We start from the raw sequence: 19,868 nt of genomic DNA, 5'->3' as shown, positions 1-19,868 counted from the left end.
TCGGTGCGAGGAACGAGCGCGGACGGGCTGGTGCTGTGCGCACCAGCCCGCCCGACGTCGGGTCTACTTCGGCCAGGCCGCCTCGATCTTGTCGACGGTGTCCTTCGTGCTCTGACCCGTGATCCAGCTCGTCGCCTGCTTCCAGAAGGCGTTGGAGCCGATGGCTGCCGGCATCGCGTCGGAGCCGTCGAAGCGGAACGTGGCGTTCTCGTCGGTCAGCGTCTCGAAGGCGAGGGTGTCGATCGGGCTGCAGTCGCACTTGCTGATGTCGACGCCGCGGTTGGCGGAGACGGCACGACCACCACCGCCCTGCGCGGCCAGCGTCGCCCAGGTGTCGCTCGCGACGAAGGTCTGGAAGGCCTGGACCTCCGGACGGTCGGCGAAGGCGAGCAGGAACTCGCCGCCGCCGAGGACCGGCTTGTCCTCGGCGGTCTTGCCGGGCAGGAAGAAGGCGAAGACGTCACCGTCGGGGGCGACGGTGGTGCCCTTCGGCCAGTTGGCGGCGTAGAAGCTCGCCTGGCGGTGCAGCGAGCACGCGCCGTCGAGGATCGGCAGGCCGGCGTCCTGGAAGGTCGTCGTCGCGATCGACTTCACGTTGCCCAGGCCGCCGTTGACGTACTTGTCCTGCTTGAGGATCGCCCCGACCGCGTCGAGGGCGGCGGTGGACTCGGGACCGTTGAAGGCGATCTCGTGGTTGACCCACTTGTCGTAGGTCTCCGGCCCCGACAGCCGGAGCATCATGTCCTCCATCCAGTCGGTGATCACCCAACCGGTCGCCTCGCCGCTGGCGATGCCGGCGCACCACGGCTTGCGGCCGCCGTCTGCCAGCGTGTCGGTGAGGGTCTGCAGCTCGGCGAGCGTGGTCGGGGCGGTGAGGCCCTTCTCCTTGAACTCGGCGGGGGAGTACCAGACCAGGGACTTCATGTTGGCGTTCTGCGGCGCGGCGTAGAAGGTGCCGTCGACGGTGCCGTAGGACTTCCAGTCCGGCGAGAAGAACTTGTCGACGTTGGCCGTCGTCGCTGCCGGCGCGGGCTTGGCCTTGCCGGTCGCGACGAGCTGCTTGAGCAGGCCCGGCTGCGGGACGATCGCGATGTCGGGCGCGTTGCCGGCGCGGGCCTGCACCAGGATCTGGGTCTCGAAGGACTTGTCGAAGGTGCCCTTGATGTCGGCCCCGGTGCAGTCCTCGAAGGGCTTCCAGGTCTTCTCCAGCAGCGCGTCCTCCGGGGTGACGATCCCGGTGAAGACGGTGACGGTCTTGCCCTTGAGGTCGCCGTAGGACGAGTAGGCGGCGCAGTCACCCCCGGTCGTGGCCACGGGGTCGGGGTCGCTGGAGCCGCAGCCTGCGAGGCCGACGGCGAGCGCGAGCGCTCCGGCAGCAGACGCCCGGCGGCGGCCGCGGGTGAGTGAGGTCATGCGGATCCCTCCGAAGGGGGCGGCGTGATCGCAGCCCAGCAGAGCATCATGCAAGCGCTTGCGTTACGAGGTCGCAACAGGTGTGACCGTGATCACCGGTCACGATCCCGTAACAAAGCCGTCCGCAGGCTCAAGTCTCTGCGAAAAGCATCCTCAAGCCGGACATGGCCCGGTGGTTCCGCGCACCTCGAGGTGGACGGGGACCACGACGTGCTCCTGTGTCCGTGAGAGCCCGCTGATGGCGTCGAGGGCGAGCTGTGCGGCCAGCGTCCCCTGGCGTGCCACCGGCTGCGCGACCGTCGTCAGGTCGACCAGCGTCGCGAGCTCGTGGTCGTCGACGCCGACCACTGACAGCTGCGCCGGCACGCGCACCCCTGCCTCGCGTGCGGCGGCCAGCACACCGAAGGCCATCTCGTCGGAGGCCGCGAAGACCGCCGTCGGCGGCTCGGCCAGTGCGAGCAGCGCGCGTCCTGCGGCCAGGCCTCCTGCGGGCGTGAAGAGCCCCGGCACCTCGTACGCCGCGACCGGCTCGACCCCGGCCGCTCGCATCGCTGCCATCCACCCCGCCCGCCGGTCGGCTGGCGTCGTGTAGTTGATCGGCTCGTGCGGATCGCCTCCCACGTAGGCGATCCGCGTGTGCCCGAGGTGGAGCAGGTGCTCCGTCGCCGTCCGTGCGATAGCCACGTCGTCGACCCGCACCGACATCGCCCCACCGAGCGAGGCCCCGATGAACACGGTCGGCAGACCGAGCCGCCGGACCCCGTCGAGCTCGCCACCGGTCAGCGGGGCGGTGAGGACCACGACGGCGTCGACCCGGCCGCGCAGGGTCTCGGGCTTGAAGGCATCGCGGCCGGGCGCACCGGGCTGAGCGAGCCCGATCAGCAGTGCGTCGTAGCCGCGGGTGCGCAGCTCGGACTCGACCGCCGCGATGAGCTGGGAGAAGAACCAGCGCTCCATGAAGGGGCTGAGCACCGCGACCGTGAGGGTGCGCCCGCTGGCCAGGGTCGACGCCGTGCGGCTCACGACGTAGCCCAGGTCGGTCGCCACCCTGACGACCCGGACCCGGGTCACCTCCGAGACGTTGGGCAGCCCGCGCAGCGCCCTCGACACGGTCGCGGTGGAGACCCCGGCCTCGCGTGCCACGTCCTCGATCCGGGCGATCACCGGGCTCCTCCTTGCTGCAAGCGCTTGCAGTTGCGGCGAGTGTGCCGCAGGATGCGCGTCACGACAACGTCGGGGCAACCCGGCGCGTCGACTTGCACCACTCCCACTCGGATCGTCCGGCACGTTCCTGCCGGTGGAGGGAAGGCACACGATGGCCACGGTCACCTTCGAGAAGGCGACGAGGATGTACGACGGGGCGCAGCGCCCCGCCGTCGACGCCCTGGACCTGGAGGTGGGTGACGGCGAGTTCCTCGTCCTCGTCGGGCCCTCGGGCTGCGGCAAGTCGACGTCGCTGCGGATGCTCGCAGGCCTGGAGCCCGTCGACGGCGGGGCGATCCGCATCGGCGACCGCGACGTGAGCAACGTCGACCCGAGCGACCGCGACATCGCGATGGTCTTCCAGACCTACGCGCTCTACCCGCACCTGACCGTCGCCGACAACATGGGCTTCGCGCTCAAGATCGCGGGCGTGCCGAAGACCGAGATCCGCACGCGGGTCGAGGAGGCTGCGAAGGTCCTCGACCTCAGCGACTACCTCGAGCGCAAGCCCAAGGCGCTGTCGGGCGGCCAGCGCCAGCGCGTCGCGATGGGCCGCGCCATCGTGCGCAACCCGCAGGTCTTCTGCATGGACGAGCCGCTGTCCAACCTCGACGCCAAGCTGCGCGTGGCGACCCGCACGCAGATCGCCTCGCTGCAGCGCCGGCTCGGTGTCACGACGCTCTACGTCACTCACGACCAAGTCGAGGCGATGACGATGGGCGACCGGGTCGCCGTCCTCAAGGACGGCGTCCTGCAGCAGGTCGACAGCCCGCGCGCGATGTACGACCGGCCCGGCAACGTCTTCGTCGCGGGCTTCATCGGCTCACCCGCGATGAACCTCTTCGACGTCGAGATCGGCAGCGACGGCGCCTCGCACCTCGGCAACTTCGTGCTCACCCCGTCGCGCGAGACCGCGGCCGGCCTGACCGGGTCCGCGGCCGTGCTCGGCACCCGGCCGGAGGACCTGCGCCTGGTCGGCTCCGGCGAGGGCGTCCCCGCGACGGTCGAGCTGGTCGAGGAGCTGGGCTCCGACGCATTCGTCCACGCCAGCGTCGAGGGCAGCAACGGCGCCCAGGTGCTCGTCGCGCGCGTCGACCCGAAGTCACCGCCGGCCAAGGGCGCGTCGGTCTGGCTCGCGCCCGACCCGGAGCAACTGCACTGGTTCGACGCGGCGACCGGCGCTCGCGTCTCGGTGTGACGGCCCCCTCCGTGTGGTGGCGCGACGCCGTCGTCTACCAGGTCTACGTCCGCAGCTTCGCCGACTCCGACGGGGACGGGGTCGGTGACCTGCCCGGCATCACGGCCCGGCTCCCGCACGTCGCGGCGCTCGGTGCCGACGCGGTCTGGCTGACCCCGTTCTACCGCTCACCGATGGCGGACCACGGCTACGACGTGGCGGACCAGTGCGACGTCGACCCGCTGTTCGGCACCCTGGCCGACGCCGACGCGCTGCTGGCCCGCGCCCACGAGCTCGACCTGCACGTCATCGTCGACCTGGTGCCCAACCACTCCAGCGACGAGCACGCGTGGTTCCGCGAGGCGCTCGCGGACCCGTTGTCGCCGATGCGGGAGCGCTACGTCTTCCGCGACGGGCGCGACGGTGGTCCGCCGAACTCCTGGCACTCGGTCTTCGGCGGGCCCGCCTGGACCCAGGTGCCCGACGGGCAGTGGTACCTCCACCTGTTCGACAGCCGCCAGCCCGACGTCGAGTGGCGCAACCCCGCCGTCCACGAGGAGTGGGAGCGGATCCTGCGCTTCTGGCTCGACCGTGGCGTCGACGGCTTCCGCATCGACGTCGCCCACGCGCTCTACAAGCAGGAGGGGCTCGAGGACCATCCTCCCGGCGAGGAGGCCGACGGCGTGATGTTCCACCACATGCCCAACGCCTGGGACCAGCCGGAGGTCGTCGAGGTCTACCGCCGCTGGCGCGAGATCACCGACTCCTACGCCGGCGACCGCGTGATGGTCGGAGAGGTGTTCCTGCCGAAGGTCGAGCGGGTCACCCGCTTCGTCGGGCGCGACCGCCTGCACCAGGCCTTCAACTTCCCCTTGCTCGCCGCGCCCTTCGACGCCACCCGGTGGAAGGCGCTGCTGACTCAGTCGCTCGAGGCCTTCGAGGTCGACGGTGCGTCACCGACCTGGGTGCTGTCCAACCACGACGTAGTGCGCCACGCCACCCGCTACGGCGGTGGCGCGGAGGGCCGGGCGCGGGCGCTGGCAGCGACGATGGTGCTGCTCGCACTGCCGGGCTCGCCCTACCTCTACGAAGGGGAGGAGCTCGGGCTCGAGCAGGACCACGTGCCGGCCGAGCTGCGCCAGGACCCGATCTGGCTGCGCTCCGGCGGGCAGGTCGTCGGACGCGACGGCTGCCGCACCCCGGTGCCGTGGACCGCCGAGTCTCCCGGTCACGGCTTCACGACCGGGACGCCATGGCTGCCGCTCGGCCCGCAGGCGCTGGACCGCGCCGTGGCGGTGCAGCAGGGCGACGACGCGTCGACGCTGTCGGCGTACCGCAGGGCGCTCGAGACCCGGCGTGCGCTGCTGCCGTCGCTGTCACGCGAGGTGCGCTGGCGCGACGTGCCCGAGGGCGCGCTCGCCTTCGCCCGTGACCTCGAGGGCGGGGGTGCGCTCGTCTGCGTGCTGTCGACCGGGCCGGACGTGCCGCTGCCCGAGGGGGAGCTGCTGCTGTCGTCGCGGCCGGTCGAGGGTGTCGTGCCGGAGGGGACGACCGCCTGGGTGCGGACCAGCTAGCCGCGGGCCGCGACGGCCTCGGCGTAGAGCCGGCCGGCGCGGTAGGACGAGCGGACCAGGGGGCCGCTCATCACGCCGGAGAAGCCGAGCTCGCGGGCCTCCTCGGCCATCTCGTCGAACTCCTGCGGCTCGACCCAGCGCTCGACGGGGTGGTGGCGGCTCGAGGGCCGGAGGTACTGCGTGATCGTGATGAGCTCGCAGCCCGCGGCGACGAGGTCGGCGAGCGCCTCGCTGACCTCCTCGCGGGTCTCGCCCATGCCGAGGATCAGGTTGGACTTCGTGACGAGGCCGGCCGCGCGGGCCTGGGTGATGACGTCGAGCGAGCGCTCGTAGCGGAAGCCGGGGCGGATCCGGCGGAAAATCCGCGGGACCGTCTCGAGGTTGTGGGCGAGCACCTCGGGTCGGCTGCCGAAGACCTCGGCGAGCTGCTCCGGCACGGCGTCGAAGTCGGGCACGAGCAGCTCGACGCCGATGCCCTCGACGGCCGCGTGCACCTGACGGACCGTCTCGGCGTAGAGCCAGGCGCCGCCGTCGGGGAGGTCGTCGCGGGCGACACCGGTGATCGTGGCGTAGCGCAGGCCCATCGTCGCGACCGACTCCGCGACCCGGCGCGGCTCGTCGGTGTCGTAGTCGGCGGGCTTGCCCGTGTCGATCGTGCAGAAGTCGCAGCGGCGGGTGCACTGGTCACCGCCGATGAGGAAGGTCGCCTCGCGGTCCTCCCAGCACTCGAAGATGTTGGGGCACTGGGCCTGCTCGCACACGGTGTGCAGGCCCTCGTCCTTCACCAGCGCCTTGAGCGCGGTGTACTCCGGGCCCATCACCGCGCGGGTCCGGATCCATGACGGCTTCTTCTCGATGGGGGTCGCCGCGTTGCGGACCTCGAGGCGCAGCATCCTGCGGCCGTCGGGGGCGATCGTCACACCCCAGGCTAACGCGTGCGGGTGCGGTTATCGTCCCGGGCCATGGACCTGCGCGTGATGACCGAGCCCCAGCAGGGTGCGTCGTACGACGAGCTGCTCGCCGTCGCCCGCACCGCGGAGGCGTGCGGCTTCGACGCGTTCTTCCGCTCAGACCACCTGGTGGCCTTCGACTTCCCGGGGTTCGTCACGCCCCGCGACGGCACCGGTCTGCCCGGCCCGACCGACGCCTGGGTCACGCTCGCCGGACTTGCGCGCGAGACCTCCACGATTCGGCTCGGGACGATGGTGACTGCCGCGACCTTCCGGCTGCCCGCGATGCTCGCGATCGCCGCCGCCCAGGTCGACGCGATGTCGGGCGGCCGGGTCGAGCTCGGGCTCGGGACGGGCTGGTTCGAGCAGGAGCACACCGCCTACGGCATCGCCTTCCCGTCGCTCGGGGAGCGCTTCGAGCGGCTGGAGGAGCAGCTCGAGATCGTTACCGGGCTGTGGGCCTCGTCGGGTCCCTACTCCTTCGCCGGGAAGCACTACGCGCTGGTCGACGCACCGGCCCTGCCCAAGCCGGTGCAGTCGCCGGTGCCGATCGTCGTCGGCGGCAGCGGTCCGGTCCGCACACCCCGGTTGGCGGCGCGGTTCGCGACCGAGTTCAACCTGCCCTTCGCCTCGCTCGAGGCGACGGCGGAGCAGTTCGGTCGGGTGCGCGCCGCGGCGGCGCAGACCGGGCGCTCCCTGGTGCTGTCGGCCTGCCAGGCGCTCTGCGTCGGACGTGACGAGGCTGAGGTGCGCCGCCGCGCGGACGCCCTGGGGCGCAGCGTCGAGTCGCTCCGGGCCGGCGGTCTCGCGGGAACGCCCGCAGAGGTCGTGGACAAGATCGGTGCCTTCGGCGAGGTCGGCGCCAGCCGTCTCTACCTGCAGGCCCTCGACCTCACCGACCTCGACCAGCTGGAGCTCGTTGCGTCGGAGGTGCTGCCGCAGGTGTAGCGAGACGTCAGCGCTGCATGAACGCGTCGACGGCCACCGTCATCGCCGCCGCCACCCGCCAGTCGACGCTGTCGTCGGCGACCTCGGTGCGGTAGCTGTCGCGGATCTGCATGATGCGGTCGATCGTCAGCACCGGCCGGCCGGCGTCGAGGACGTCGAACTGGATCGGGAACAGCGGCAGGTCGACGAACCGGCGGAAGAGCGCCTTCCACAGCGTGCGCTCCGTGCCGAGCAGGTCGCGCCCGCCGATGACCATGTGGTAGGTCGAGCGGAACAGCGAGCTCGCCGGGTCCTTGGCGATGGTCGCGAGCACGGTGCCGTCGGCCGCGCACACGTCGTACTTCCCGGCGATCTCGAAGGCGTTGCGCGCGCCGAGGGTGAAGGCGACCTGCGACTTGTCGTCGGAGCCGTAGAAGGTGATCTTCTCCTTCAGCTTGAAGCGCTTCTGCTCGGCGTAGCCCAGCAGCGTCTCGCTGCCGTCGCGGAAGCCGACCAGGTCGTAGCGGTTCTGCAGCGGGGTGAAGCGCTGGCGGAGCTCGAGGGCGTAGGGCATGGCGCAGACCCTAGAAGAACGACTCCTGCCGTGCGGGCACCGCCTGCGTCGGGACGGCGAACGGCTCGAGGACCGCGGGGTCGCCGGGGGCCACGACGCCGTCGACGACCACGCGCGCGTAGAGCCGCGACCGGCCCGGCGAGACCTCCTGTGCCATCCGGCGAAAGCGGCCGTCGGCGAACCACTGCGCGTTCTTGCGGCACGGGATCGCAAAGGCCATCACCTCGACCAGCGCCGAGCCGACGAGCAGCCGCGCACCAGGTCGCACCGACGCCCAGGGCAGGCCGCGGACGGTGAGGTTCTCCCCGGCCGAGCCGTAGCCGATCGGGTGACCCTCGGCGGCGAGGGCGTCGACGACCTCCGCTGACCACAGGCACACCGCCTGCCACGGCCGCCCGTGGTGCCTGCGGGTGGCCTGCCGGTCGCCGGAGACGCCCTGGGCGGTGACGGCCGCGCGCAGGACCGGCAGCTTCGGCACGCCCCCGCGGGACAGCGACACCTGGACCACGACGCCGGAGACCGACGGGGTCCCGGCGCAGGCATCGCGACCGGCGGTCGACAGGTCGTGCCAGAGCCGGTGCACCGCGGCGACCAGGTCGACGTCGTCTGACGACACGGCAGGACCACGACGACCCGTCACGCCCTCGACCAGCAGGGGCGCCATCTCGAGGGTGCGCCGGAGGTCCTCGCGGGTCCACAGCGACGCGTCGAAGCGGCAGGCGTCGCAGTGCTCCACGAGGTGCAGACTAGGGCCGAAGTGCTTGCAGCGCAGGGCTTTCGAGCTCTACGCCGACGTCGGACTCGGCACCGGTCCGGGTGAAGCCGAGGCCCTCGTAGAAGCCCACGGCGTCGCGCGACCACACCCGCACCTGCGGGTAGCGGGCCAGCAGCGCCGTGACCAGCGCGGTCCCGTGGCCCGCCCGCTGCGAGGCCGGAGCGACGAAGAGCATCGACAGGTGCAGCACACCGCCGACGAGGCGGCCCTCGGGCGAGCGCCACGGCTCGGCGAGCAGCATCCCCACCACGGGGTCGCCGCTCACGAGCCCAAGAGCGAGCGGCTCGCGGAGCTTGGCGCGCACACGTGACTGCCGGGCCTTCGACGGCGGCAGCCCGCGGGCCCCCTGGGCCGCGACCCAGGCACCGATCATCGCCGCCTCGTCGAGCCCGGTCGCGGGTCGGACCGTCACACCCGCGCGGCGACCAGCGACGGCAGGTGCCGCTCCAGCACCGGCAGCGCGTCGGCCACGGTCACGGACCGCCCGAGCTCTCGGGTCAGCGACGTGACGCTCGCGTCGGTGATGCCGCACGCGACGATCGCGTCGTACGCCGTGAGGTCCGGGTCGCAGTTGAGCGCGAAGCCGTGCATCGTGACTCCCTGCGCCACCCGGATGCCGATGGCCGCGACCTTGCGCGCCCCGTCCAGCGTCCACACGCCGGAGCGACCCTCGACCCGGGTCGTCGCGAGGCCGAGCGCGGCGCAGGTGTCGATGAGGACCTGCTCGAGCGCGCGCACGTAGGCGACGACGTCGACCGGGTCCGCCAGCCGCGTGATCGGGTAGCCGGTCACCTGACCCGGCCCGTGCCAGGTGATCTTCCCGCCGCGGTCGACGTCGACCACCGGTGTGCCGTCGAGCGGCCGCTCCCACGCCTCCGTGCGCTTGCCCGCGGTGTAGACCGGATCGTGCTCGAGCAGCAGCACCACGTCGTCACCGCCGGCGACCACCTCGGCGTGGACCGACCGCTGCAGGTCCCACGCCTCGGCGTAGGGCAGCACTCCCAGCCGACGCATCTCCACCCCACGAGGGTACGACGCACCGCCCCTGACGAGACGTGGCGCACATCGCTCCCGACACGTGGGACGCCGAAGGGCGGGAGGACCCCGCCGTCGCTAGCGTGCCCGGCATGATCGACACCCCTGCCCGTCGCCACCGGGTCCGTCCCTACGCCGGCGCCATCGCGGTCCTGTGGCTGCTGGTGCTCGCCGTCGCGGGCCCGCTGTCGGGCAAGCTGGCAGATGTCGTCGAGAGCAGCCAGTCGGCGTTCCTGCCCGACAGCGCCGAGTCGACGTTGGCGCTCGAGGTCGAGAAGGCCCTCGCGGGAGCCGACGTCTTCCCGACCCTCGTCGTCTACGAGCGGACCAGCGGGATCACCGACGCGGACCGCGCGCGGGTCGAGCGCGACGCGGCGAGGATCGCCCGCGTCGAGGGTGTCGTCGCGGTGCTGCCCGCACAGCCAGCGAAGGACGGCCAGGCGCTGCAGGTCGTCGCGGCCGTCGACGGCACCGACGTCGAGAAGCTGCCGGTCATCGTGGGGGAGATCCGCGATGGCACCGACCCGAAAGACGGCCTCGGGGTCTGGGTGACCGGCATCGGTGGCTTCTCGGCCGACCAGTTCGAGGTCTTCTCGAGCATCGACGGGCCGCTGCTGCTCGCGACCGCCGGCGTCGTGGTGCTGATCCTGCTCCTCGTCTACCGCAGCCCCGTGCTGTGGCTGCTGCCGCTGGTCTGCGCCGGAGCTGCCTTCGCCACCTCTGCCGCGGTCATCTACGGCCTGGCGAGGGCCGATCTGCTCACCGTCGACGCCCAGAGCCAGGGCATCCTCACCGTGCTCGTCTTCGGCGCGGGCACCGACTACGCGCTGCTGCTCATCGCGCGCTACCGCGAGGAGCTCCACGAGTTCGACCGGCCCTGGGACGCGATGCGGGTGGCGCTGCGCGGCGCGGTGCCCGCGATCGTCGCGAGCGCCGCCACCGTCTGCCTCGGCCTGCTGTGCCTGCTCGCCTCCGATCTCGCGAGCAACCGCGGCCTCGGCCCGGTCGCCGCGATCGGTGTCGTCTCCGCGGCGCTCACCATGACCACCCTGCTGCCCGCGCTGCTGCTGCTGATAGGGCGCCGGGCCTTCTGGCCGCGGGTCCCGCAGGCCGACCACCTGGGCCTTACCGAGCACGGCGTCTGGGGCCGCATCAGCGAGCACGTCGGCGCCCACCCCCGCCGGGTGTCGTTGCTCAGCGCGGGCGCCCTGCTCGTGCTCGCCGCCGGTGCCACCCAGCTGCAGGCGAGCGGCATCGGGAGCTCCGACTTCTTCACCGAGCGCAACGAGTCCGTCGTCGGCCAGGAGGTCATCGAGCGCCACTACGACGCGGGCAGCGGCCGGCCGGTCACGGTCGTCGCGCCGGTCGCCCAGGCCGACGCGGTCAAGCGGGTCGTCGACGCCGACCGCGACGTCGTCGGCAGCGCCTTCGCCACGACCGACCCGACCGACCCGGCCGCCCCGCGCAACGAGCGCGACGGCCTGGTGCTGCTCAACGCGACGCTGTCGGTGTCGGGAGACGGCACCGACGCGCAGGCCGTCGTCGACCGGCTGCGCGACGAGGTCGACGAGGTCTCCCGTGACGTCCTCGTCGGCGGGTCGACGGCCATCAACCTCGACCTGCAGCGGGCCTCGCAGCGCGACAACCGCGTCATCATCCCGCTGGTGCTGCTGGTGATCCTCGTCGTGCTCGCGCTGCTGCTGCGGGCCGTCGTCGCACCGCTGATGCTCATCGGCACGGTCGTGCTGTCCTACGCCGCGACCCTCGGCGTCTGCGCGATCGTCTTCAACGAGGTCTTCGGCTTCGCGGGCGCCGACTCGTCGTTCCCGCTGTTCGCGTTCGTCTTCCTCGTCGCGCTCGGGATCGACTACAACATCTTCCTCATGTCGCGGGTGCGCGAGGAGACCGTCGAGACCGGGTCGACCCGGGCCGGTACGCTGAAGGGCCTGGCCGTCACCGGCGGCGTCATCACCAGCGCGGGGGTCGTGCTCGCCGCGACGTTCGGCGTGCTCGGCGTCCTGCCGCTGGTGCCGCTCGCCCAGCTGGGCTTCGCGGTCGCCTTCGGGGTGCTGCTCGACACGATCGTCGTGCGCAGCCTGCTCGTGCCCGCACTGACCCTGCAGCTGGACCGTCGGACCTGGTGGCCCAGCGCCCTCAGCCGAGCAGGCGAGTCGGCACCGGCTCCTCGCCCGTGACGTCGACCCGGTAGGCCGAGGCCCCGGGGCGATCCGCGACGGCCTCGTGCAGGGTCGTCCCGACGTAGTGCAGGCCGACCCCGTCGTCCGCGGCGTAGCCCGGCGCGAGCACGCCGTCGCGGACGAGCTGCTGGTAGAGCGGTCGCCGTCTCGCCTCGCTGTCGTAGTGCGGGCAGTTCGAGCCGGGGATGAGGCCGAGGCCGTCGGTCCACGGCCGCAGCTCGGGGCCGAAGCTGTCCGTCGTACCTCCGCTGTGCCAGCACAGCGAGCCCGCGCTCACCCCGAACAGCACGACACCGGCCTGCCAGGCCTCGCGCATCACGGCGTCGAGCCCGTGCAGGCGCCACAGGACCGCGAGGCCCGCGACCGAGCCACCGCCGACGTAGACCGCGTCCTGCGCGAGCAGGTGGGCGCGCAGGTCGTCGACGTTGGGCATCGGCAGGACGGCGACGTGGGAGGCGCGGATGCCGTGGCCGTAGGCCGCCCAGCAGGAGTGCCACTGCGCGATGCGCGCGACGTCGTCACCGGTCGCGGTGTAGAGCGCGCAGACCCGCGGTGCCTCCTTGCCGGTGAGGGCGAGGGCGTGCGTGACGAGCGGGCCGGGGGCGGCGCCGTAGCGCTCGGTCGGGACGAAGCCGCCGCCACCGATGGCGAGGATGTTCACGCGAGCTCCTTCAACACGGCGGTCGCCGCGCGGCGGCCGGAGACGAGCGCGCCCTGGATGGACGCGGAGTCGCGGTGGTCGCCGCAGACGAAGAGCCCGTGGTCGAGGCGGACGTCGCGCCGGAAGCGCCCCATCGGCGGGGGCATCGCGGGCAGCGCGTCCTCGACGTCGTAGCTCGCGACGTGCTCCCACCGCGACGTGTCGACGCCGTAGACACGCGCCAGGTGCGCCCGCACCTCCGGCTCGGGGACGCCCCACGCGAGCACCGAGCTCGAGACGAGGTGACGACCAGGGGCGTACGACGGAGCCGCCTGCGTGAGGACCACGCTGTTGACGGCGGGCCCGCTGCGCTCGCCGTCGAGCACCACCGCGGCTTCGGTGACGGGCGGCTCGGGGGCCAGGTGGTAGAGCGTCGTGACCCGCCGCAGCGCGGGGACGACGAGTCCGGGGACGAGGCGGGCGGCGACAGTCGCGCCGGTGGCGACGACGACCGCGCGGGCGGTCTCGCCGTCGACGCGACCGGGTGCGACGGTGTCGACGGGGCTGTCGAGCCGCACGTCGAGGCCGCGGGCGAGCTGCTCCGGGATCGCCTGCATGCCGGCCGCCGGCACCGCCTGGGTGCCGAGCGCGAAGGACCGCCAGACGAGGTCGAACAAGCGGCTCGACGTCGCGAGCTCGTCCTCGAGCAGCACCCCGGACAGGAACGGTCGGAAGAAGCGGTCGACGACGGTGTCGGACAGGCCGCGCTGCCGCAGTGCCTCGCGGGTCGTCGTCTCCGGGGCTGCCAGCAGCCGGTCGGCGGAGCCGAGCGCCGCCCGGGCCGACAGCTGCAGGATGCGGGCCTTGTCGCTGATGCTGCCGATCGGGGCGAGCGCCGTCGACGCGGCCCAGGTCGGGACGCGTCGCGGGTCGCCGACCCGGTGCAGCCGGTCGCCGACCCGGACCAGCGCGCCCGCCGCGAAGGGCCGCAGGTCCAGCGCCGGGTGGTCGAGGACGCGCCGGGCCTCGGGGTAGCCGGTGTTGTGCACCTGGAAGCCGCGATCGAGCAGCATCCCGTCGACGCGATCGGTGCGGACCCGACCACCGACGGCGTCGGCCGCCTCGCGGACCACGACCTCCACACCGTGGCGCGCGAGGTGGCGCGCGCACGCCAGGCCGGCCAGCCCGGCCCCGACGACGATGACCTCAGGCACCGGGCGACCCTATGCCTGTGGACAACTCGGCCGCCTGTCGAGGCCGCGCGCCTAGCGTCGAGGAGTGCAGGAGGTCCCGGGGTACGACGTGATGGAGCTGCTCGCCACCGGCGGGGCGGCGCGGGTGCACCGGGCCGTCCACCGGGTCACCGGCGAGGTCGTCGCGCTCAAGTGGCTGCTCCCCGGTGTGGACCCCGACCTGTTGCAGCGGGAGGCCGAGGCGCTCGCGCGGGTGAGCTCGCCCTACGTCGTGCGGCTGCGCGGGGTGCTGCTCGACGACACCGTGCTCGTCCTCGACCACGCGGTCGGCGGGACGCTCGGCCGGCTGCTCTCGCGTCGCGGCACCCTCGACCCGGGCGAGGTCGTCACCGTGCTCGTCCCGGTCGCGCTCGGCCTCGCGGCCGCGCACGCCACCGGCCTCGTCCACGGCGACGTGTCGCCCGCCACCGTGCTGCTCACCGCAGACGGGATGCCGCTGCTCGCCGACCTCGGGGCGGCCAAGGCGCCGGGGGAGCAGCGGCCCGTCGACGCCACCCCCGGCTGCCTCGCCGGCGCCCCCGTCACCCCGGCGTCCGACGTGTGGGCCCTCGGCGTGCTCGGGCTGCGGCTGCTCGGGCTGCCGCTCCCCGACCCTGCGCCCTTGCCCTCGTCGGGGCCCGCCGCGTCTCCCGCGTCTCCCGCGTCCGACGCACCGCCGGCGCTGCTCGCCGCCCTCTCCGCCGCCGTCCACCCCGACTCCGCTGCCCGGCCCACCGCCACCTCCCTCGCTCGGACGCTGCAGCAGTCCTGCACCCCGTTGCCGCTGCGGGCCGCCGGCGGGCCGCTCACCGTGCCGGCCGTTGTGCCGGCCGTTGATCCTGACGCCGCGCCGCTCATCCGTCCGGTGGTTGCGGCGTCGTGGTCGGCGCGTTCCGAGGAGCCGGTGACCCGTCCTGTCGCGGTGCCACTGCGCGACCGAGGCGCGCGCGTGCTGTCCGACCCCCTGCGCACGTCCAGGTTCAGGTCCCGGGTCCCTGGGCGGCGGGGTCTGGTCGTGGGTGCAGCACTGACCCTCGTCGTGTTGGCCGCGGGCGCCGGGTGGGCCTGGGGTCGTGCAGCAGGTACGCCGTCGATCACTGCCCTCCCGGTCGCCGTCCCGCCGGTTGCGGTGTCGCCGACGGCCACCAGGCTCGTCACGTGGACGGCTGTCCTCGACTCCCTCGACCGTGCCCGCTCCGAGGCCTTCGCGCAGGCCGCCACCGACGGGCTGACTTCCGTGTGGGCGCCCGGTTCCGCGGGCCTCGCCGCCGACACCGCGGCGGTCCGTCGGCTCGCGGACGCGGGACGCGTCGCCACCGGGCTGCGGCACCGCGTCATCGAGCTCGAGGTTCGTCAGCAGTCTCCGGATCGTGTCGCCCTCCGCACCGTCGACGTGCTTGCACCGCACGAGGTGCGCACGATCGGCGGCACGGTGCTCGAGCAGGTCGGCGAGCGGCCGGCAGCGTCGTACGACGTGGTGCTCGTGAAGTCCAGCGGTCGCTGGTTGCTCGCCTCGGTCGCCCCTGCGTGACCGGTCGGTAACGCCGGGCGTGGACCTCCGGGATGCGACAAGGCTACCTTGTCATTGATGTCCTAGCGCCCGTCCAGGCAGGTGGTGAAGATGGCACGAAGCAAGGAGCAACTCGAGCGCGCTGTCGCGGATGCCGAGGCCTGGCTCGAGTCCCTCGACCCGGCCGCCCTCACAGCGCCAGACGCGGACGGAGAGGACCTTCGCGCGATCGGTGAGGCGATGCTGGCGGTGGCCGCCAGCGACCTGACGCTCGCCCAGCGCGTGACGGCCGCCCGGGAGCGCGGGCGTTCGTGGACGCAGATCGCTGCCGTGCTCGGGGTGAGCAAGCAGGCCGCGCGCGAGCGATTCGGCGAGCGCGGCGGACCGTCACTCAGGTGAGCCCCGGGGGAAGCTCCCGTCGACGACAACGGGAGGCGTCACTAGCTCGAACAAGCCCCTGCCCGTGGCGGAAGAGAGTCGCTGACAATGCACAATCCGCTATGATGAGCCATGGTGAGCATGAAGGCGGCCAGCCTGCTGCGCGAGGCCCGGACGGCAGCCGGCCTGTCGCAGGCGCAGCTCGCGGACAAGGCAGGCGTGACGCAGAGCGTCATCAGCGTCTACGAGGCTGGGCGCCGCCAACCGTCGGTGCCGACTCTTGCGGCACTCGTCGCGGCAACGGGCTTCGAGCTAGACCTGTCGATCGGGAGGCCACGCCGAGGCGTGCAACGTTTGACCGGACCCGTCGGCCGGCGTCTTCGGAGACGTCGAGCGGAAGTCCTGGAGGTGGCCGGTCGCCACGGAGTTCATGTCATGGGCGTCTTCGGAAGCGTCGCCCGTGGTGAGGACCGTCCCGATAGCGACGTCGACTTGCTAGTACAGCTCCCTGCCGGGATGGGGCTGTTCGCGATCGCCAAGGTCCAGAACGAGCTCGAAGAGCTGCTTGGCTCCCCGGTGGACCTCATCCCCGAGTCTGGCCTGAAGGCTGGAGTTCGCCCGGCTGTCGAGGCCGACCTGGTTCGCCTGTGAAGCGGTACGACGAACAGCGCCTCAACGACATCGATACCGCCATCGCGGCGATCCGGTCCCAAAGGCGCCCGCGGCGAACTGTCGGGCGGACTGGTCTTCGACGCCGTCCGCATTCGACTGCTGGAGATCGGCGAGGCTGTCAAAGCCGTCTCACCGTCGCTGCTCGCCTCTGAACCGGGCATTCCATGGCGGAACATCTCGGCCATGCGCGACCAACTCGCACACCGATACTTCGACACCGAGCATGCCATCGTCAGCGGGACCGTCGCCAACGACCTTGAACCCCTACTCGCAGCGGTACAACGGCTCCGAGCCCGACTCGACCCCGACAAATAGCCGGCCTTCACGCGCTCGGTCGCTTCCGCGGAAGCGAGTTGTCCCCAGCCCGGGCTATCCGGCCTTCTCAGCGGGTCGGTGGAAGCACCTCAGGCCAGGATGGCAGGCGCGGTGCCAGACTGTCTGCCGTGCCTCAACTGACTACCGATGTTCGCTCAGCCATTCGCTTCTTCGCCTTCTTCGTTGGTAACGGCACTCTCGGCATCGCCGACGTGTTCAAGGATTTCGAGGGCGACTACCGCGATTCGTTGCTCGGGTACGGGTCTGACCTCGAACGCCTCTTCGCCATCTTCACGAACGTTCTCGATGTCCGTGAGGACGGGACGGTCACCAACGAGCATGCCGCTGGACAACGGGCCGCACAGTGGTGGCGCGCACGCCTCGACCCGACGTACGTCGTCGAACCCCCTTTCGAGGACTGGGAGTGCGAACTGGTGTGAGGTAGGTGCCGCTACCTGGCTTGCCGGAAGATCCCGTCAAGGAGGACGGGCACGACGCCGCTCTGGTCGATCTCCACCGCGATGTCGACGTCCTCGCCGAACCCGCTCGCGGCGAGCTCCTGGCCGGATGCACAGGCCCGGACCGCGTCTGCGACCGAAGCGGGCGTCATCGCGTCGTACAGGGCAGCGGCCGCGGCGGCCTCGGGGGACAGCGACACGGCCGAGAGCGCAGCGATCACGGCGCCGGCACCGAGCAGGTCCTCGAGGGCGGGCCGCAACGAGCCGTCGGGCCAGCGCTCGCCGGCCGCGATCACGCTGACGGCCCGGTCCGCGCCGTAGCCCTGCGAGCGCAGCCACCGACCGACAGCCGTCGCGTTGCGCAGGCAGGCAGCGACGACCACACCGGTCGAGGCCGCGGCGATGGCCGAGCCGTTGGGGGACGGCAGGACGAGCCGCGGCGTTGCGGGTGCGCGACGGAGCGCCGCCGGTGACAGCGACCACGGCGACGCATCGGTGACCTCGCGGCGGCCGACTGCGAGGTCAGCGTCGTGGTCGCGGGCCAGCGAGGCGGCACGACCGTCGCGCCACGGCGCGGGGACGACAGCGGTGCCGCGCTCCACGAGGACCGAGACCGAGGTGCTGAACGACAGGACGTCGACCACGACGACGGCGCCGTCGCCCGCGACCCGGGCCGCGCCGACCGGTCCCCACTCGCACCGGACGAGGTACGTCTGCTGCCGCCAGTCGGAGTCCGCCACGACCCGACCGTAGAGGTCGCTACAGGACCGCGGCGAGGCCCTCGTCGAGACGCGGGTGCGACCAGGCGAAGCCGCTGGCCTCGAGGGCTGCGGGGGCGAGCCGCTGGCCGGCGAGGACACCCTCCTTGGCGAAGCCGCCCAGGCCGATCGAGAGCACCGGGCCGGGCACGGGGACGGGCAGCGTCGGGCGGTGCACGGCCTTGCCGAGCGCCTTGGTGAAGTCCTTGTTGGTCACGGGGTTGGGGGCCACGAGGTTGACCGCGCCGCGGACGTCGGCGGTGAGCAGGTGGCGGATCGCTGCGACCTCGTCGGCGAGCGTGATCCACGGGACCCACTGCCGCCCGCTGCCGAGCGGTGCGCCGAGGGCGGCCTTGAAGATGGGCAGCTGCTTGGCGAGCGCGCCGCCGTCCTTGGACAGCACGATGCCGGTGCGCAGGTGGGCCACCCGCGCCACCTTCTCGGCGGGGGCCGTCGCGGCCTCCCACTGAACGCAGGTGTCGGCGAGGAAGCCCTTGCCGCGCGGTCCGGTCTCGTCGGTGAGCCGGTCGCCGGTGTCGCCGTAGAAGCCGACCGCGCTCGCCGACAGCAGCACCCGCGGGCGCTCCGGCGCGGCCGCCATCGCGAGCGCGACCGTGGTCGTGCCGTCGACCCGGCTGGCGACGATCTCGCGCTTGCGCGCATCGGACCAGCGCTTGTCCGCAACCCCCGCGCCGGCGAGGTGCACGACCGCGTCGACGTCGGTCAGCGCGGCCGGATCGAGCTCGCGCCGGGCCGGGTCCCAGCCGATCTCGCCGGCGCCCTGAGGGGCGCGGCGAACGAGCGTGACGACCTCGTGGCCGTCAGCGCGCAGGGCGGGGACGAGGGCGCGTCCGATGAGGCCGGACGCGCCCGTGACTGCGATCTTCATGACCCCAGTCAACCGCGGGCGCCGCTGGCCCGCACCCGGGGGTTAGAGACCGAGCTCGGCGGCGAAGTCGCCCTCCTCCAGGCGCTCCTTGACCGTGACGAGGAAGCGGGCCGCGTCGGCGCCGTCGACGATGCGGTGGTCGTAGGTGAGCGCGAGGTAGACCATCGAGCGCACCGCGACGACCTCGCCGAGCGACGGGTCCTTGACCACGACGGGGCGCTTGACGACCGCGCCGGTGCCGAGGATGCCGACCTGCGGCTGGTTGATGATCGGGGTGTCGAACAGCGCCCCGCGCGACCCGGTGTTGGTCAGCGTGAAGGTCCCGCCGCCGAGCTCGTCGGGCGTCACCTTGTTGGTGCGGGTGCGCTCCGCGAGGTCGGCGATGCCGCGTGCCAGGCCACCCAGGTTGAGGTCGCCCGCGCCCTGCAGCACCGGCACGAGCAGGCCGCGGTCGGTGTCGACGGCGATGCCGAGGTGCACCCCGTCGTGGTAGGTCACCGTGCCGGCCGCGAGGTCGATGCTGGAGTTGACGACCGGGTGGGCCTTGAGGGCCTCGATCGTCGCGAGCGCGAAGAACGGCAGGAACGACAGCTTGGTGCCCTCGCGCTGCTCGAAGGCCCCCTTCGCCTGGTCGCGCAGCCGCGCGATCGCGGTGACGTCGGCCTCGACGACGGTCGTGAGCTGCGCCGACACCTGCAGCGACTCGGTCATGCGCGCAGCGATGACCTTGCGCAGCCGCGACAGCTCCTCGGTCGTGCCGCGCACCGTGGTGTGGGCCGCGGCGGCGACGGGCTGGGAGGCGTACGCCGGGGCCGGCGCGCTCGGCTGCGCAGCCGGCGCGGCCGCCGGCTGGGGCAGCGTCGGTGCCGCAGCGGCGGCGGTGTCCGCGACAGCGGGGGCGGCCGGCGCTGCGGGTGCTGCGGGTGCTGCGGCCGGGGCCGCCGGGGCGGCGGCGGGGGCTGCAGGGGCGCTGCCGCTCGTGGTCGCCGCGTCGAGGACGTCCTGCTTGCGGATGCGGCCACCGACGCCGGTGCCCTGCACGGTCGCGAGGTCGACGCCGTGCTCGGCGGCGAGCTTGCGCACGAGCGGGGTGACGTAGGCGCTCTCGGCCGAGCCGCCGGCGGGGGCCGGGGCGGCGGGGGCAGCCGGGGCAGCGACAGAGGCAGGGGCGGCGGCCGGCGGGGCGGGGG

General features: G+C 72.8%; 20 protein-coding genes. 8 read left to right on the top strand and 12 right to left on the bottom strand.

Annotation, left to right across the window (positions count from 1 at the left end):
• Positions 1-63 precede the first annotated feature (63 nt).
• Together Q8R60_02095 and Q8R60_02090 are read right to left on the bottom strand one after the other, a co-directional pair.
• Positions 64-1,413: an ABC transporter substrate-binding protein gene (locus Q8R60_02095; protein ID MDP3711263.1), complete on the bottom strand. Its 1,350-nt coding sequence runs from the start codon at positions 1,411-1,413 to the stop codon at positions 64-66.
• 153 nt (positions 1,414-1,566) lie between these two features.
• Positions 1,567-2,577 carry a LacI family DNA-binding transcriptional regulator gene (locus tag Q8R60_02090; protein MDP3711262.1) on the bottom strand — a complete coding sequence of 337 codons (1,011 nt, stop codon included), beginning with the start codon at positions 2,575-2,577 and terminating at the stop codon, positions 1,567-1,569.
• 151 nt (positions 2,578-2,728) lie between these two features.
• On the opposite strand from Q8R60_02090, the gene ugpC reads away from it, so the two are divergent.
• Positions 2,729-3,814 carry a sn-glycerol-3-phosphate ABC transporter ATP-binding protein UgpC gene (ugpC, locus tag Q8R60_02085; GenBank protein MDP3711261.1) on the top strand — a complete coding sequence of 362 codons (1,086 nt, stop codon included), beginning with the start codon at positions 2,729-2,731 and terminating at the stop codon, positions 3,812-3,814.
• Positions 3,811-5,367 (top strand): glycoside hydrolase family 13 protein, encoded by a 1,557-nt coding sequence (locus Q8R60_02080; GenBank protein MDP3711260.1) that lies wholly within the window; start codon positions 3,811-3,813, stop codon positions 5,365-5,367. Before ugpC ends, Q8R60_02080 begins: the two co-directional genes overlap by 4 nt.
• Here the strand turns inward: Q8R60_02080 and lipA are convergent.
• On the bottom strand, positions 5,364-6,287 hold the full coding sequence (lipA, locus tag Q8R60_02075; protein ID MDP3711259.1) for a lipoyl synthase: 924 nt from the start codon (positions 6,285-6,287) through the stop codon (positions 5,364-5,366). The two genes, Q8R60_02080 and lipA, sit on opposite strands and share 4 nt — an antisense overlap.
• 42 nt (positions 6,288-6,329) lie before the next feature.
• Here lipA and Q8R60_02070 point away from each other — a divergent pair, with 42 nt between their 5' ends.
• On the top strand, positions 6,330-7,265 hold the full coding sequence (locus Q8R60_02070; protein ID MDP3711258.1) for an LLM class F420-dependent oxidoreductase: 936 nt from the start codon (positions 6,330-6,332) through the stop codon (positions 7,263-7,265).
• A gap of 7 nt (positions 7,266-7,272) precedes the next feature.
• Here the strand turns inward: Q8R60_02070 and Q8R60_02065 are convergent, their stop codons facing one another.
• From Q8R60_02065 to lipB, 4 genes are read right to left on the bottom strand one after another with little or no spacing between them, the layout of a single operon-like run.
• A complete protein-coding gene (locus Q8R60_02065) occupies positions 7,273-7,818 on the bottom strand; it encodes a hypothetical protein (GenBank protein MDP3711257.1) in 546 nt (181 codons plus the stop codon).
• A 10-nt stretch (positions 7,819-7,828) separates the two neighbouring features.
• Positions 7,829-8,554: an MOSC domain-containing protein gene (locus tag Q8R60_02060; GenBank protein ID MDP3711256.1), complete on the bottom strand. Its 726-nt coding sequence runs from the start codon at positions 8,552-8,554 to the stop codon at positions 7,829-7,831.
• A 10-nt stretch (positions 8,555-8,564) separates the two neighbouring features.
• On the bottom strand, positions 8,565-9,005 hold the full coding sequence (locus Q8R60_02055) for a GNAT family N-acetyltransferase (GenBank protein MDP3711255.1): 441 nt from the start codon (positions 9,003-9,005) through the stop codon (positions 8,565-8,567).
• A complete protein-coding gene (gene lipB / locus Q8R60_02050; GenBank protein ID MDP3711254.1) occupies positions 9,002-9,607 on the bottom strand; it encodes a lipoyl(octanoyl) transferase LipB in 606 nt (201 codons plus the stop codon). The genes Q8R60_02055 and lipB overlap by 4 nt, the downstream gene beginning before the upstream one ends.
• Positions 9,608-9,720: 113 nt before the next feature.
• Here lipB and Q8R60_02045 point away from each other — a divergent pair, with 113 nt between their 5' ends.
• On the top strand, positions 9,721-11,823 hold the full coding sequence (locus Q8R60_02045; GenBank protein MDP3711253.1) for an MMPL family transporter: 2,103 nt from the start codon (positions 9,721-9,723) through the stop codon (positions 11,821-11,823).
• On the opposite strand, the gene Q8R60_02040 is transcribed toward Q8R60_02045, so the two are convergent.
• Together Q8R60_02040 and Q8R60_02035 are read right to left on the bottom strand one after the other, a co-directional pair.
• A complete protein-coding gene (locus Q8R60_02040) occupies positions 11,783-12,487 on the bottom strand; it encodes a peptidase E (GenBank protein ID MDP3711252.1) in 705 nt (234 codons plus the stop codon). The two genes, Q8R60_02045 and Q8R60_02040, sit on opposite strands and share 41 nt — an antisense overlap.
• Positions 12,484-13,680, bottom strand: a complete 1,197-nt coding sequence (locus Q8R60_02035) for an NAD(P)/FAD-dependent oxidoreductase (protein ID MDP3711251.1) — start codon at positions 13,678-13,680, stop codon at positions 12,484-12,486. The genes Q8R60_02040 and Q8R60_02035 overlap by 4 nt, the downstream gene beginning before the upstream one ends.
• A gap of 64 nt (positions 13,681-13,744) precedes the next feature.
• Here Q8R60_02035 and Q8R60_02030 point away from each other — a divergent pair, with 64 nt between their 5' ends.
• The 4 genes from Q8R60_02030 to Q8R60_02015 all read left to right on the top strand — a co-directional run bounded on the left by Q8R60_02030 (position 13,745) and on the right by Q8R60_02015 (position 17,013).
• Positions 13,745-15,229: a serine/threonine-protein kinase gene (locus Q8R60_02030; protein ID MDP3711250.1), complete on the top strand. Its 1,485-nt coding sequence runs from the start codon at positions 13,745-13,747 to the stop codon at positions 15,227-15,229.
• 90 nt (positions 15,230-15,319) lie between these two features.
• Positions 15,320-15,607, top strand: coding sequence for a hypothetical protein (locus Q8R60_02025; GenBank protein MDP3711249.1), 288 nt, complete (start codon positions 15,320-15,322; stop codon positions 15,605-15,607).
• A 120-nt stretch (positions 15,608-15,727) separates the two neighbouring features.
• The gene (locus Q8R60_02020) at positions 15,728-16,237 is read left to right on the top strand and encodes a helix-turn-helix domain-containing protein (protein MDP3711248.1); all 510 of its coding nucleotides are present in this window, start codon (positions 15,728-15,730) and stop codon (positions 16,235-16,237) included.
• Between the two features lie 464 nt (positions 16,238-16,701).
• Entirely contained in the window at positions 16,702-17,013 is a 312-nt protein-coding gene (locus tag Q8R60_02015) for a hypothetical protein (GenBank protein ID MDP3711247.1), read from the top strand.
• Positions 17,014-17,024: 11 nt separating this feature from the next.
• Here Q8R60_02015 and Q8R60_02010 read toward each other — a convergent pair whose 3' ends face one another.
• The 3 genes from Q8R60_02010 to Q8R60_02000 form a co-directional block, all read right to left on the bottom strand.
• Positions 17,025-17,771, bottom strand: a complete 747-nt coding sequence (locus Q8R60_02010; protein MDP3711246.1) for a 2-phosphosulfolactate phosphatase — start codon at positions 17,769-17,771, stop codon at positions 17,025-17,027.
• Positions 17,772-17,790: 19 nt separating this feature from the next.
• Entirely contained in the window at positions 17,791-18,678 is an 888-nt protein-coding gene (locus Q8R60_02005; GenBank protein MDP3711245.1) for a TIGR01777 family oxidoreductase, read from the bottom strand.
• 42 nt (positions 18,679-18,720) lie between these two features.
• The coding region (locus tag Q8R60_02000; GenBank protein ID MDP3711244.1) for a 2-oxo acid dehydrogenase subunit E2 at positions 18,721-19,868 on the bottom strand (1,148 nt) is incomplete at its 5' end.

It is taken from the genome of Mycobacteriales bacterium (assembly GCA_030697205.1).
In the GTDB taxonomy this organism is placed as follows: Bacteria; Actinomycetota; Actinomycetes; order Mycobacteriales; family SCTD01; genus JAUYQP01.
This window is presented reverse-complemented; position numbering and strand designations above follow the sequence as displayed.

Coding starts and splice junctions, on each gene's coding strand:
- Q8R60_02095 (MDP3711263.1), bottom strand. CDS start 1,413: ATGACCTCACTCACCCGCGGCCGCCGCCGGGCGTCTGCTGCCGGAGCG.
- ugpC (MDP3711261.1), top strand. CDS start 2,729: ATGGCCACGGTCACCTTCGAGAAGGCGACGAGGATGTACGACGGGGCG.
- Q8R60_02070 (MDP3711258.1), top strand. CDS start 6,330: ATGGACCTGCGCGTGATGACCGAGCCCCAGCAGGGTGCGTCGTACGAC.
- Q8R60_02065 (MDP3711257.1), bottom strand. CDS start 7,818: ATGCCCTACGCCCTCGAGCTCCGCCAGCGCTTCACCCCGCTGCAGAAC.
- lipB (MDP3711254.1), bottom strand. CDS start 9,607: ATGCGTCGGCTGGGAGTGCTGCCCTACGCCGAGGCGTGGGACCTGCAG.
- Q8R60_02045 (MDP3711253.1), top strand. CDS start 9,721: ATGATCGACACCCCTGCCCGTCGCCACCGGGTCCGTCCCTACGCCGGC.
- Q8R60_02025 (MDP3711249.1), top strand. CDS start 15,320: ATGGCACGAAGCAAGGAGCAACTCGAGCGCGCTGTCGCGGATGCCGAG.
- Q8R60_02020 (MDP3711248.1), top strand. CDS start 15,728: ATGAAGGCGGCCAGCCTGCTGCGCGAGGCCCGGACGGCAGCCGGCCTG.
- Q8R60_02005 (MDP3711245.1), bottom strand. CDS start 18,678: ATGAAGATCGCAGTCACGGGCGCGTCCGGCCTCATCGGACGCGCCCTC.